The sequence below is a fragment of the Actinoplanes oblitus genome (assembly GCF_030252345.1).
Lineage (GTDB): Bacteria > Actinomycetota > Actinomycetes > Mycobacteriales > Micromonosporaceae > Actinoplanes > Actinoplanes oblitus.
This window is the reverse complement of record NZ_CP126980.1, coordinates 2491943-2504837: the sequence shown is the minus strand read 5'-3', so window position 1 is coordinate 2504837 and position 12895 is coordinate 2491943. Positions and strand designations below refer to the sequence as shown.

The 12895-nt window shown below is 72.5% G+C and carries 12 protein-coding genes and 1 riboswitch; of the genes, 3 read left to right on the top strand and 9 right to left on the bottom strand.

Translation table 11 applies throughout. The features are described 5' to 3' along the window. Positions 1-42: 42 nt before the first annotated feature. Positions 43-1269: an aminotransferase class V-fold PLP-dependent enzyme gene (locus Actob_RS11350; protein ID WP_284920045.1), complete on the bottom strand. Its 1227-nt coding sequence runs from the start codon at positions 1267-1269 to the stop codon at positions 43-45. 33 nt (positions 1270-1302) lie between these two features. Further along, a riboswitch (SAM riboswitch) is annotated at positions 1303-1417 on the bottom strand. A 39-nt stretch (positions 1418-1456) separates the two neighbouring features. Between Actob_RS11350 and Actob_RS11345 the strand changes: the two genes are divergently transcribed. Together Actob_RS11345 and Actob_RS11340 are read left to right on the top strand one after the other, a co-directional pair. Further along, positions 1457-2194 carry a DUF1684 domain-containing protein gene (locus tag Actob_RS11345; RefSeq protein ID WP_284920044.1) on the top strand — a complete coding sequence of 246 codons (738 nt, stop codon included), beginning with the start codon at positions 1457-1459 and terminating at the stop codon, positions 2192-2194. Positions 2195-2211: 17 nt separating this feature from the next. Then, a complete protein-coding gene (locus Actob_RS11340; RefSeq protein ID WP_284920043.1) occupies positions 2212-3339 on the top strand; it encodes a M20 family metallopeptidase in 1128 nt (375 codons plus the stop codon). 72 nt (positions 3340-3411) lie between these two features. Here the strand turns inward: Actob_RS11340 and Actob_RS11335 are convergent, their stop codons facing one another. The 7 genes from Actob_RS11335 to Actob_RS11305 all read right to left on the bottom strand — a co-directional run bounded on the left by Actob_RS11335 (position 3412) and on the right by Actob_RS11305 (position 10030). Next, positions 3412-4068: an HD domain-containing protein gene (locus Actob_RS11335; RefSeq protein ID WP_284920042.1), complete on the bottom strand. Its 657-nt coding sequence runs from the start codon at positions 4066-4068 to the stop codon at positions 3412-3414. A gap of 293 nt (positions 4069-4361) precedes the next feature. After that, the gene (locus Actob_RS11330; protein ID WP_284920041.1) at positions 4362-4685 is read right to left on the bottom strand and encodes an STAS domain-containing protein; all 324 of its coding nucleotides are present in this window, start codon (positions 4683-4685) and stop codon (positions 4362-4364) included. 307 nt (positions 4686-4992) lie between these two features. After that, positions 4993-5745: a class I SAM-dependent methyltransferase gene (locus Actob_RS11325; RefSeq protein ID WP_284920040.1), complete on the bottom strand. Its 753-nt coding sequence runs from the start codon at positions 5743-5745 to the stop codon at positions 4993-4995. Between the two features lie 168 nt (positions 5746-5913). Next, on the bottom strand, positions 5914-6564 hold the full coding sequence (locus Actob_RS11320) for a nucleotidyl transferase AbiEii/AbiGii toxin family protein (RefSeq protein ID WP_284920039.1): 651 nt from the start codon (positions 6562-6564) through the stop codon (positions 5914-5916). 3 nt (positions 6565-6567) lie between these two features. Beyond that, entirely contained in the window at positions 6568-6957 is a 390-nt protein-coding gene (locus Actob_RS11315) for a hypothetical protein (RefSeq protein WP_284920038.1), read from the bottom strand. Between the two features lie 255 nt (positions 6958-7212). Further along, positions 7213-8856, bottom strand: a complete 1644-nt coding sequence (locus tag Actob_RS11310) for a sensor histidine kinase (RefSeq protein ID WP_284920037.1) — start codon at positions 8854-8856, stop codon at positions 7213-7215. Between the two features lie 7 nt (positions 8857-8863). Then, complete coding sequence (locus Actob_RS11305) at positions 8864-10030, bottom strand: GAF domain-containing protein (RefSeq protein ID WP_284920036.1); 1167 nt, start codon at positions 10028-10030, stop codon at positions 8864-8866. A gap of 52 nt (positions 10031-10082) precedes the next feature. Between Actob_RS11305 and Actob_RS11300 the strand changes: the two genes are divergently transcribed. Beyond that, entirely contained in the window at positions 10083-10790 is a 708-nt protein-coding gene (locus Actob_RS11300; RefSeq protein WP_284920035.1) for a dienelactone hydrolase family protein, read from the top strand. On the opposite strand, the gene Actob_RS11295 is transcribed toward Actob_RS11300, so the two are convergent. Further along, entirely contained in the window at positions 10787-12739 is a 1953-nt protein-coding gene (locus tag Actob_RS11295) for a hypothetical protein (protein ID WP_284920034.1), read from the bottom strand. The genes Actob_RS11300 and Actob_RS11295 overlap by 4 nt on opposite strands. Positions 12740-12895 lie beyond the last annotated feature (156 nt).

Below are 12895 nucleotides of genomic sequence, written 5' to 3'. Positions count from 1 at the left end.
CGGCCGGTTCCGCGCGGCGTGCAGGACGATCGCGGTAGCTACTCAGGTGCGCAGGACGAGATCCAGCGCGGCGACGAAGCGGTCCACGTCCTCGGTCGTGCTGCCCAGGCCGAAACTGGCCCGCAGCAGGCCCGTGCCGGCGGCCGCGCAGCTGTCCGGTTTCTCGGTGCCGGTCAGGCGCCGCACCAGCGGATGCGCGCAGAACTGACCGGCCCGCACCCCGATCCCGTGCTCGCGTCCCAGCCGATGCGCGACCTCCGCCGGGTCGTGCCCGGGCAACGCGAGCGAGACGATACCGACCCGCTGATGATCCGGGCCGAAGACGCTCACCTCCCGGGCGCCCGGCACGCCCCGCAGCCCGTCCCGCAGGCGGCCCAGCAGTTCCTGCTCGTGCCGGTGCAGGGCGTCCCGATCCGCCACCAGCAGGGCACCGCAGACCGCTGCCAGCGCCACCGCCCCGAGCAGGTTGGGGGTGCCGCCCTCGTGCCGGGCCGGCCCGTCGGCCCAGGTCAGCTCGCCCGGCAGGGAGCCGACAGTGGCGCTGGCGCCACCACCGCGCAGGTACGGGTCGGCGGCGTCCAGCCAGTCCGAGCGGCCGGCCAGGACACCCGCCCCGAACGGCGCGTACAGCTTGTGGCCGGAGAAGGCGAGGTAGTCGGCGCCGAGCTCGTCCAGGTCGACCGGGGCGTGCGGGGCGAGCTGGGCGGCGTCGACGATCACCCGGGCGCCGTAGGTGTGCGCCACGTCGGCGAGCTCCCGGACCGGCCAGATCTCGCCGGTGACGTTGCTGGCTCCGGTGATCGCCAGGACCGCCGGGGTCCGCAGCTCACGCAGGGCGGCCTTCAGCGCGTGCACCGCGAAGTAGGGCGAGGCCGGGGTCGGCAGGCGCAGCGGGTTGGGCCAGGGCAGCAGGTTCGCGTGGTGCTCGCCGTCGAACAGGATCGTGGTGGTCCCGGCCGGCAGCGCCCGGGCCAGCAGGTTCAGCGCGTCGGTGGTGTTCCGCGTGAAGATCACCTGGTCGCCGGGGCGGGCGCCGACGAACTCGGCCACCACGTCGCGGGCCACCTCGTACGCCACCGTCGAGGTCTGCGACCGGACCCCGGTCCCGCGGTGCACGCTGCCGTACCGGGGCAGCAGCTCGGCCACCGCGTCGGCGGCCGCTGCCACGCAGGGCGCCGACGCCGCGTAGTCGAGGTGCGCGAACCGGACGGTCTCGCCGCCGGGAAGTTCGGTCTTCAGGTCGTCGCCGACGATGTCGAGAGCCGACATGGCATGCCTCCGCCGAGGTCAGGGACCCCACCGGGCCCGCGCTTGCCGTCGTCGGTCGACGCCGGCCCGGTCCTCACCCGGGGCACCCCATCGCGAACGCAAGGGTTGCCGGTCAGCGAGCCGGGGCTTGTCGCTGACACTCATGACCTGGCAGTGAAGCTAGCACATGGGGTTAGAGTTGCCACCCATGGTCAGCTTTGCGCAGCAGTGGGCGACGTGGCACGACGAGCACGAGCGGCGGCGGGCCGCGCCGCACGGTTTCCTGGCGATCACCGGCTTGCACTGGCTGACCGAGACACCGCAGCGCTTCCCGGACGCGCCTGGCGAGTGGCGCGCCGAACCGGACGCGGTAGTGGCCGTCCTGGAGTCCGGTGAGCGACGGTTCCCGGCCGGGCAGGACACCATGGTCGAGCACGGTGACCTGCGACTCGAGGTGGCCTGGCGGGGCGGTCACGGCGTGCTGCGTCCCCGCGACCCGCACCACGCGACCCGGGTGCGTTACCTCGGCACGCCGGCCTATACCCCGGACGAGAAGTGGGCCGTGCCGGGCCGCTTCGTCCCCTTCGACGCACCGCGCCCGGTGACCGTCGGGTCGGTCGTCGAGGGCCTGGAGGACGTCTACGAGTCGCCCGGCCGGATCGAGTTCACCGTCGGCGGCGAGGACCTGTCGCTCACCGCGTTCAACGGCGGCACGCCCGGATCGCTGTTCGTGCTGTTCACCGACGCCACCTCGGGAATCACCACATATCCGGCGAACCGCAGCCTGAGCATCGCCGCGCCGGCGCCGGACGGCTCGGTCGTCGTGGACTTCAACCGGGCGACGAACCTGCCGTGCGCGTACACCGAGTTCGCCACCTGCCCGCTGCCGCCGGCCGAGAACCGGCTACCCATCGCCGTCGAAGCAGGCGAACAACTACCCCGCTGAGCGGCTAGTTTTCATGGATGGAGGAACTGCTCGCGCCCCTCGAGGCGCTGATCGGCATCCATTCCACCGCGGACCGGCCCGGTGAGCTGCACCGGGCCCTCGGCCTGGTGCTCGACCTGCTCGGCCCCGGTTTCGACATCCGCCGCTTCGAGTCCGGCGGCAAGCCGAGCGCCCTGGTCACCCACCCGGACCGCCCCGGCCGCCCCCGGGTGATCCTCAACGCCCACCTCGACGTGGTCCCCGGCACGCCCGATCAGTTCCGGCCGCACCGCGACGGCGACCGGCTCTACGGCCGCGGCACGCACGACATGAAGGCGGCCGCCCTGGTCCTGGTCACGATCTTTCGCGAGCTGGCCGGCGAGCTCACCTACCCGATCGCGTTGCAACTGGTCACCGACGAGGAGATCGGCGGTTTCGACGGCACCGGCCACCAGGTGCGGGCCGGCGTCCGCGGCGACTTCGTCATCATCGGCGAGCAGAGCGGGCTGCGGGTGGTCACCGAGTCGAAGGGCCTGGTCCGCGCCCGCCTGATCGCTCCCGGTCAGGCGGCCCACGCCGCCTATCCGTGGCTGGGCTCCAACGCCATTCTCACGCTCATCGCCGCTGTCGAGAAACTGCTCCGCCGCTATCCCCCGCCCACCTCGGAGGCCTGGGCCACAACGGTCAACCTGGCCCGCGTCGAGACCACCAACGAGGCGTTCAACCAGGTGCCCGCCGATGCCACCGCCTGGCTCGACATCCGCTATCCACCGGAGGATCCGGACCTCACCGGCCGGGCACCCGCCGAGATCGAGGCGTTCCTGCGCCGGCTCACCGACTCCACCGTGGAAGTCCTGGTGGAGGCGGTCGGCGCCCCGCACCGAGCCGATCCGGAAAGCGCCGGGGTGCGCGCCCTGCGCGAGGCGGTCCAGGCCGTCGGCCATCCCGGCGAGCTGCTGCGCAAACACGGCGCGGCCGACAGCCGCTTCTATTTCCCACTCGGCATCGACGCGGTCATTTTCGGTCCCACCGGCGACGGCCAGCACGGCCCGTGGGAATACCTGGAGATCAGCTCGCTGCGCCCTTACCACGACGCCCTGGAGACCTTCCTTTTCCGTACGCCCAGCGCACCCCCACCAACCGCACCAATCCCGTCCCGCCGGTGACCGCGAGGCGGCCTCCACACCGGACCGCGACGCGTCCGCCGGGCTGATCCGGTGGGCACGGCGCGACAGCGGTCAGGCGGCGACCGGAAGCGCCAGGAGGTGCTCGATGCGGTGGGCGATGGCGCGCAGGTAGGGGCCGCGGTCCGGATCCACCCTGGCGTTCCACGAGCAGGGCCCATGCCGGAGCAGGACCTCGGCGTAGCGAGCGGCCGGATCGACGCGCAGGCCCGAGGGACCGATCGTCTGGTCGGCGTAGGTGAGGGCGTCGGCGAGCACGGTCCGCTCGTCGGGGTAGGCGGCGAGGAGGTCGCTGAGGCCGCGGGCGGCGGCCACGAAGCGGGCGCCGGAGTGGTAGGCGACCAGCCCGGCGACACGGACCGGCCAGCCGTTGCGGGTCAGGTGGTCGGCGCCGTCGAGCGGGTGGAAGCCGGTGACCACGGTCGGCTCGGCGTAGCCGATGTCGTGCAGCCAGGCGGCGGCGGTGAGCAGGTCGGCGTCCACCCCCAGCGGACCGGCCAGCTCGGCGGCGCGCTCGGCGACACCCCTGGTGTGCAGCCAGCGGTTGCCCAGGTCACCGATCAGCGACTCGGCGACCGCCCGCGCCGCGACCGTCAACGGACCGGCCGGCGCGACCGGCGGGACGACAGCGAGGGCCACGGACCGGGGCGCGAGCGGCACCCGCGGCCGGAACGGCTGGTGCGGGGTGCGGAACAGGCGGGGAGCCGTCATGGGCGGATGGTAGGCACCGGATGGTGAACAACAGCCGAACTCAGCATGAGCACGCCCTGAATCCGCAGGCCGGCGAGCCGACAACGGCACGAACGGCCGACCCCGTCCGCGTCGTGGCGACATGGCGCTCGCCTCGGCGGCTGCCGCGCTCGCTCCAGCGGCTACCACGCTCGCCCCGGCAGCTACCACGCTCGCCCCAGCGGCTGCCGCGCTCGCCCCAGCGGCTACCACGCTCGCCCCAGCGGCAACCGGGGCGAGCATCGCGACAAGGCTTTCGGGAGGTGCGGAGAGGGTCAGCAGACGCCGCGGACGCGCTGTCGGGGCAGGCCCGCGGCGGTGAGCTTGTCGGCCAGCGACACCGTGGCGTTGTCGATGAAGACCGCCACCTGGTGGTCGTCGCCCAGGTCGCAGGCGGCCACCACCGAGCCGAGGTTGATCGAGTCGAGGTCGGGAGCGTCGGCCAGGTCGACGATCAGCCGCAACGGCCGGACCCGGCGGACCGTGTGCACCAGCAACTGGCGCAACTCCACCGCCTTGTCGGCACCGACCGAGCCGTGCGGATGGATCACCACACTGCCGTCCGGGCCGGTACGGACCTCCAGCACCGAGCTACGCATCGGGTCGCCCTTCATTACCGTTGCGTTCAGCTTTCCGCTCACTTTCGGAGCCGGATGTTCCACTCGCCGTTGAGCGCGCCCGGGCGGACCCGGACGTCATCCGAGGCCGAACCCGGCAACCGCGTTCAGCCTCCCGGACACCATCCCTCCGGCGAACCAACGCCTCATGTCGGCTGAGTGAACGGAAAGCGACATGATCACCGGGGCGGCGGACCTTTCGTCGGCCCATCGAACTAGCTTGATCTTGCGGTATCCGCAGTCTCCGACGCGCCCAGCGAACCTGACAGCGGCCCTGGAGCCCGCCCGGTCAGCGCGAGCGGGCGAGGTGAACGGTGAGGTCGGCGGTGATCTCGACGGTCGCCGGCAGGACACGCAGGATGGCGTCGAAGGCTCGGTCCCGGACGCCGGGCGGCAGCTCCAGGTAGGCCGAGACGGTGGAGAGGTGGCCCAGGTAGTCGGCGGCGCTCAGGGTGAGGCGGCGCCCGAGGTGGTGCTGCTGGACGTCGGTGAACAGGTCGCCGGCCAGCAGTTCGGTGCCCGGCCACTGCATCGCGTGGTCCGGCGGGGTACCGTCCGGCGACGGGATGTCGTCGCGCTCCAGGAACCGGGCGCGGGCCGCGGTGACCGCCCGGTCGACGTCCGGGTCGGCCAGCTGGAACGGACCGCCGAACGAGGCGAACACACCGCCCGGGTGCAGCAGCCGGGCCACCCGCTGCCAGCGGCCCGCCGGATCCGTCCAGTGCAGCGCGGCGGCCGCGTACACCAGGTCGTACCGCTCGCCGGCGGGCAGCTCCTCGAACGCGGCCCGCACCGTCCGGACCGCCACGTGCCGGCCCAGCTCGGCGAGCATCGCGGCGTCCGGATCCGTCGCGGTCACGGCCACCCCGTGCGCCGCGAAGAGCCGCGTCGCCTTACCGGTACCGGCCCCGATCTCCAGCGCCGTCCGGAGCGGCCGCCCGGCATACGCCGCCACCAGCTCGAACAGCTCCACCGGATACCCCGGCCGGAACCGCTCGTAGGCCCCCGCCACCGCCCCGAAACCCAACGCCCGCCCGGTCACGCCCGGAATCCTGACACGACCCGCCACCCACCTCGCCGCATTTTCCACGCCACGGCCCGGCCCTCCCGGGACCGCGCCTCACCGATCCGCCCGGCGGGTTCGTCCTTTCTCGGCGAGCGGACGCCTCGACCCGGCGCGACGGAAGTTCTGTTGGGGCCCAACATCTGCCTAGCCAGGCGGGGACTCGCCACGCAGTTCACGACGCCATGACGCAAACCGTTTCCTCAGGTCGTCAAGCGCCTCACCAGTGAGGCCGTACTGCGCGAAGTCGTCCGGGTCCAGCACATCGGCCTGGCCGAGCGCGTCAGCGAACATGCGACGGTCGAAGCCGGAATCGGCTCTTTCGACGAGGCCGAGAACTGCTTCGCGGGTATATCTGCCGGACTGCAGCGTGGCATCGATGTCAATGAAATCACGGGCAAGCGCTCGCCCGTAAAGCGCACCCATCTTGTTCGCGACCGCGTCATCGGGATGCAACACCGGTCCCACGGCCATCAAAATCGGCTCATTGGCCCGCCAATCCACGCCCAACTCCACCTTCGATGCCTGACTCCCATCGGTCACCGCTAACCGGGCGAACGTGTCATACCGTCGATCGACATTCACGGTGAAGCCGTCGTCGCGGTACGCCTCGACCACAGCGGCAACCGCCGCACCGAACTCGTCTCGGCGATTCCAGGCGGTGAACAAGTCGACGTCCTCGCTGGGCCGTTCGAGAAGGCCAGCCGCCTGAACCGCATACCCGCCGGCAAGGGCGAATCCGTATCGCCCAGCGGCCGAGAGCCCGGTGCGAGCGAGCCGCTCGTGAAAGGGATCCACCTGCTACGCGGCGCTGGTACGGGTCACGGCGAGTTCGGGAAAGCGCTCCTCCCAGCGCTTACGGAGCTGTGGGGGCAGCCATAGGGAGGACCAGAGCCGAACGAGCAGTTCGCCGGAGAGCCACGCGTTCAAATCCGCCACTGAGCCCGCCTCGGTGAGCACCACCTTGTACATGGTGGCCAGGCGAGCGGGCCGGCTCAGGTCATACTCGGGGTGGCCGGACCAGTCGAGGTGACGTGGCAGCGCGATGACACCGCGAGTTGGTCCGTGCAACGCGGAGAGCGTTTCGGCAACGACATACGGCTTCCGATCACCATACGGAAGGTAGTCAGCGGGCGGCCGGGATGCCGGCTCGCGCCGCTCGGCATTGACGTTCTCGGAAACCTCGCCCACACCGGCATCCTACCGGGCTGACGCGCCGACAACAGCGCCTCGCCAGGGCTTTACCAGCCCATGACCGCGTTCCAGGAGGCGAGTTCCGGCCACCAGCCGCGGCCGGTTCGCCGGTTTCCGACCGGTGACCTCGCAGCGGTACTGTGGGCGCCCTGCCCGGAGCCGGGATTCAGCCCGGATGCGGCGTCGCGGCCCGGGGTGGGCTGGGCCTGGCGTGGCTTGGCGGGAGCCGGCGTCGGGCGTACCGGAAAAGGGTCAATCCGGGAGTGTGAAGATCACCTGGGTGCCGCCGCCGGGGTTGTCGGCGACGCGGATGGTGCCGCCGTGGCGGTCGACGATGCGCAGGCAGCTGGAGAGGCCGATGCCGTGGCCGGCGACCTTGGTGCCGTCCAGGCGGGTGAACATGTCGAAGACGCGGCTGCGCTGCTCCGGCGGGATGCCCCGGCCGTTGTCGGCGACGGTGATGGCCCAGCGGGGACCGTCGCGGCCGGCGGTCACCCGGACGCGGGGCGGGCGGTCCGGATGTCGGTATTTGATCGCGTTGGCGATCAGGTTCTGGAGCAGCTGGCGGGCCAGCACCGGATCGCAGGAGACGGACGGCAACGGGTCCGGCGCCGTCACCTCGGCGTCGGCGGCGCGGATCTCGGCGCCCAGATCGGCGACCACGCTGCCGAAGACCTCGCCCAGGTCGGCGGGCACGCGGCGCACCGGGGCGCTGCCGGCCCGGGCGTAGCCGAGCAGCGAGCTGATCAGGTCGCGCATCCGGGTCACCGCCCGGGAGGCGGCGTCGACCCAGGCGCGCGGCTCGCCCTCCACCTCGTCCTCGAGCAGTTCCAGGTAGCCGCCGACGGCGCCGAGCGGGGCGACCAGGTCGTGGCTGACCGCGCCGGCGAAGTTGGTCAGATCGGTGTTCGACCGGCGCAGCTCCTCGTTGGCCGCGGCCAGCTCGGCGCGGGCCTGCTCGATCACCCGCTGCTGGGCGCGGTCGAGGGTCACGTCGTTCATCGCGACGACAGCGCCGAGCGGGGTGCCGTCCGGCGTGATCAGCGCGCGGCCGTTGACACTGACCTGGATCGGGTCGCCGTCCCGCCGCCGGATGATCATTTCGACGTGGTTGACGGTGCCCTCGCGCAGCGCGCGGAGCAGCGGCACCCGGTCCGGCGACAGCGGGGTCACGCCGTCGGTGTCGAAGAGCGCGTACCGGTCGGCGAGGCGGCTCGGGTCGACGCCCGGGTCGGCGTCCAGGCCGTGCCAGTCCCGGGCGGCCCGGTTGAACAGGGTGACCCGGCCGGACCTGTCGCAGGCCACCACCGCCACGTCGATGGTGTCCAGCAGGGTGTCCGTCCAGCGCTGCCGGGCCTCGGCGATAGCGGCGAGTTCTCCGTTGATGCGGGCCTGGCGGCGGCGTTCGAAGAGCGCCACGATCACCTGGGCGAGGTCCTTGAGCCGGGCGATCTGCTCGTCGGTGAGCGTCCCGGGCCGGTCGTGGAAGACGCAGAGCGACCCGAGCGCGAAACCGTCCGGGGTGATCAGCGGCGCGGAGGCGTAGAAGCGGACGTTCGCGTACGTCCCGGTCACCCACGGGTTGAGGCGGTAGGTCGGGTCCAGGCTGGCATCCGGGAGGTAGGTGAACTCGCCGGTCTCGAACCGGATCGCGCACATCGAGTCGGACCGGGCCGAGACACCGCCCGTGAAGCCGACAGTGGTGAGCTGGCACTGCCGGTTCTCGTCGATCAGGTTCAGGGTGGCGGTGGGCACCCCGGCCACCGTCGCGGCGACCCGGACGACCGCCTCCAGCTCGTCACCGGCCGGCGAGTCGAGCAGGCAGTACTCGTGCAGCGCGGCCAGCCGCAGCCGCTCCCGCTCGCGCTCCGCCAGACCCGTGACGAGACTTACCACCTCTCTCCTATCGGCGCTCGGCGGCGACTCCTGAACGGGCCGCCAGCGCGTCCGCCAGCAGGCCGTCGATCAGGTCACGCATCCGGACCACCTGGGCCGATCCGGCGGCGGCCGGCTCGTACCCCTCGAGGGCCAGCAGCTCCAGGAAGCCGCCGACCGCGGCGAGCGGGGCGATCAGGTCGTGACCGACAGCGGCGGCGAAGTTGGTCAGGTCCGCGTTCGAGCGTTCCAGCTCGGCGTTCGCGGCGGCGAGCCGTTCCCGCGCCTGTTCGATCAGGGCGCGGCGGGTGCGCTCCGCGGTGATGTCGACCTGGGCCATCACGGCGCCGATCGCCTGCCCGTCCGGGCCGCGCAGCGGGCGAGCGTTGACCCGCACGATCACCGGGTCACCGACCGGACGGCGGATCATCAGCTCCCGGCCGGTGACCGCGACGCCGTCGCGTACCGCGGCCCGCAGCGGCAGCCGGGCGTCCGGGATCACCGTCTCCCCGTCCGGCTCGAACAGCCCGAACCGCGCGGCCACGTCGACGGGCGCCAGGTTGCCCTCACCCACCTGCCCGTGCATCTCCCGGGCCGCGCGGTTCCACAGGGTCACCCGGTAGTTCTCGTCGCAGGCGATCACCGCGGCGTCGACGGTGTCCAGCAGCGTGTCCATCCACTGCCGCTTGGCCTGCGCGGCAGCGGCCAGCTCGGCGGTGAGCCGGGCCTGCCGGCGCCGTTCGAAGAACGCCACGACGATCCGGGCCAGGTCGCCGAGCTGCGCCAGCTGGGTCTCGGTCAGCTCGCGCGGCACGGTGTCGAAGACGCAGAGCGTGCCGAGGGCGTGCCCGGCCGGGGTGATCAGCGGCGCCGCACTGTAGAAGCGGATCAGGCCCAGCCGCCCGGTCACCCACGGGTTGTGCCGATAACGGGAGTCCAGCCGGGCGTCCGGGACGTGCGTGACGGCGCCGGACTGGAAACAGACGGCGCACATCGAGTCGTCCCGGTCGCAGTCGGTCGGCGGCGAGTCGAGCGTGGTGAGCTGGACCTGGCGGTGTTCGTCGATCAGGTTCAGGCTGGCCGAGGGCACGCCGGCGACCTGGGCGGCGATCCGCAGCACTGCCTGAAGTTCCGCGTCCGGCGGCATGTCCCGCAGGCGGTACTCGTGCAGCGCGGCAAGCCGCTCCGATTCCACCCTCTCCTGTTCGTCCGTCCCGCCCGGTAGCTGAGGGCGTTAAAGTCGGTCGATGGACTTCCTGAAGCCGTTTGTCCTTCCGGTCGAAGCCCGCACCCCCGAACGCCACGAGACGCTCGACATCTACCCGCCCGACGACATCGCCGGCCCGCGCCCGGCCATCCTCTTCGTGCCGGGCGGCCCCACCCCCGCCCAGGTCCGTCCGGAGCAGCGCGACTGGCCGGTGTACCGGGGATACGGCGCGCTGGCGGCGAGCCGCGGGGCGGTGGGCGCGGTGGTCGACCATCAACTGCACACCCCGCTGGCGTACGCCGTGGGCGCCGCTCGGGTGGAGGCGGCGCTGGAGAGCCTGCGCAGCGACGAGCGGGTGGACGAGGGCCGGCTGGCGTTGTGGTTCTTCTCCGGTGGCAGCCTGCTCGCCGCGGACTGGTTGCGCGAGCCGCCCTCCTGGCTGCGGGTGCTGGCGTTGAGCTATCCGTTGCTGGCGCCGATGCCGGGTTGGAGGGTGGAGGGGCGGTTCGACCCGATCGGGGCGGCGGCGCGGGCTGTGGCGTTGCCCATCGTGCTGACCCGGGCCGGCCGGGAGGACGTCGGAGTCGCCGGGACGGTGGAGGCGTTCGTGGCGGAGGCGGGCAAGGCCGAGTTGGAGATCGTCGACGTGCCGGAGGGGCACCACGCGTTCGACGTCGTCGACGACTCGGAGGAGTCGCGAGGGGCGGTGAACCGGGCGATGGACCTGGTTCTCGCGAAGCTGGCCTAGTCTTCGGGATATGCGGGTTCGGATCGCTGCTGTTCGAGGGCCGGGTCCTCGGCGTTGTTCTTGACGTCGGCTTCGTTCATGAGGTCGGCGTACGCCTGTTTCGCGACTTCGGCGTCCGGCTCTTTCCTGGCGGCGGCGCTCTTCTCGACGGCGGCGTTCGTCGCAGTGGCGGCGTTCATCGCAGTGTCGGCGTTCGTCGCAGTGGTGGCGTTCGTCGCAGTGGTGGCGGCGTTCGTCGCGCTAGCCTCCTTGCCGGATTTATCGGCTTTTTGGCTGGCTTTGCGTCCGAAACCGGCATCCCGGTTGTCGAAGGCGTCGTTCCAGCGGTCTCCGCCGGTCCAGTCACCTTCGTCGCCGTTCCAGTCGCTCGCGCCGTTCCAGTCGGTCGCGCCGTTGAGGTCGCTCGCGTCGCTCCAGTCGCCGTCACCACCGCTCCAGCCGTGCCGGTCGGCCCCGCCGCGCTGGTTGCGCCCACCGCGCCGGTTGCTCCAGCTGTCCGTGCCGCTCCAACTGTCCCGATCGCTCCAACCGGCCACGTCGCTCCAGCCGGCTCCGTCGCTCCAGCCAGCCCCGTCGCTCCAACCGGCCCCGTCGCTCCAACCGGCCCCGCCGCTCCAACCGGCCACGTCGCTCCAACCGTCCTCGTCGGCGAACGGGAACGAGCCTCGGTTGATCCGGGCCAGCAGGTGGCCGGCGCGGCGCCAGCGGGCGTAGCGATCGGAGCGGGGCAGCGCGATCGGCATGCCGGCGTGGGTGAGCAGGTAGACCTGCGAGTCGAGGTCACCTCGGTCGGTGTCGAAGCACAGCTGGGAGCTGTCCAGCCAGCCGTTGGTGAGCGTGATGTCGGTGATCCCACCGTGGAAGGTGTCGCAGTTCCGGTCGGCGGAGATCGGTCCGTCCAGGTCGCGGACCCAGACGGGGCGCTGCCGGGTGGGTCGGTCGACGGTGGCCGGGTGCTTGATCGTGACGGGCTTCCGGACCGGACGAGCGGGCCGGGCCGGACGAGCGGGCCGGGCCGGGCGCTCGCCGCCGAACGGGCGGTCCGCCGGGTCGGGGCGGGTGACGACGGCCGGCGGGACCACGACCGGCGGGTTGTGGGCGACGATCGGTTCGGCGATCGTGGGTGGCTGGGCGGGCTCCTGGCCGGAGGCGGGGGCGGTCGTTCCCGGATCGGTCGCCACCGAACCGGCCGCCCCGGGCCCGGTCACTGTGGACCCGGCCGCCGCGGAGCCGGCCCCCGTGGAGCCGGCCGCCGAGGCACCGGCCGCCGAGGCACCGGCCGCCGAGGCACCGGCCGCTGTGGACCCGGCCCCTGCTGAACCGGCCCCCGTGGAACCAGTCCCTGTCGCACCGGCCGCCGTCGAACCGGCCGCCGTGGCACCGGCCGCTGCGGGACCGGCCCCCGCCAGACCGCCGGGGGCCTGCGCACCGCCATGAATCCCGGATCCACCCGGTACGGCGCCGAGCCCGGAACCACCCAGCCCGGCGCCCCCGACGACCGGGGCGCCCGGCACGATCGCGCGCGGGTTGTCGACCACGGTGCCACCGACGCCGAGGCCCTTGCGGTCGGTACCGGGAGTGGCGATCACGGTCCCGCCCGGGCCCAGGGCACGGGACTGGTACCCGCCGACGCCGGTGCCGGTGGTCGACGGGGCGCCGGCTGTCGCCGTACCGATGCCGGCGGCTCCCGACCCGTCAGCGGCCTGCTCGTTCCCGCCGCCGCTCGCCGCGTCCTGCTGGTTCTGATCGGTGGCGTCCGGCGCCTCGGCGCCGCCCCCGTCGGCGATGTCCGGCTGGGTGGGCGTCAGCGGATCCCAGCTGGCGCCGGGCGGCTGCAGCTCACCGGCGAACGGTTTCTCGTCGTCACCGGTGCAGCCGCCGACGGTCATCAGCAGCGCCGCGCTCAGCACGGCCCCGATCCGGCGCGAGTTCAAGTCGGTGTTCCGCATGCGTGGTCCACTCCCCCTCCGTGGACGCCATGATCAGCATCCGGGCGGGTTCACTATCCACCGTCCAGCCCCGACAGTGCCGGCGTTGGATCTTCGACACACCCGCTCGGGGAGTCCTTCGCACCCGCCGGGTGACCAGCCGGAATGCCACGCAGC